Here is a 288-nt window from a genome sequence, read left to right as displayed (position 1 = left end):
AGAAGGCCGTTAATTCCCAGTTCTGCGATCCACGCAGCGTCCTTCTGGTCTGTTTTCTGACCAGTGATCATCCGCACGTGTTTTGGATTGACTATATGCGGAATCAGCTTTTTCTCTTCACAGACGTCGTAAACCGGTGTGGAGTATTTTCCGGTGGATTCCATGTAGACATCGATCGGATCATGCGGCTGAGATTTCAGAATTTTCTTCGTCATCTCAAGAATCCAGTCACACATCTCAGAAAGATCCGTATGGTTGGATCTGAACTTTTTCGATTTGAGCTTGAGA

The 288-nt window shown here is 45.5% G+C and carries 1 protein-coding gene; it reads right to left on the bottom strand.

Going from position 1 to position 288, the window contains the following annotated elements; all coding sequences use genetic code 11:
- Positions 1 to 215 (bottom strand): IS110 family transposase (locus tag Afil_RS10850; RefSeq protein ID WP_230268562.1); only part of this gene is annotated, 215 nt, incomplete at its 3' end.
- Between the last annotated feature and the right edge of the window lie 73 nt (positions 216 to 288).

The sequence above is a fragment of the Allobaculum fili genome (assembly GCF_020969955.1).
GTDB classification, from domain to species: Bacteria; Bacillota_I; Bacilli_A; order Erysipelotrichales; family Erysipelotrichaceae; genus Allobaculum; species Allobaculum fili.
Note: the sequence above shows the minus strand (reverse complement) of the source record. Positions and strands in the feature narration are given on the sequence as shown.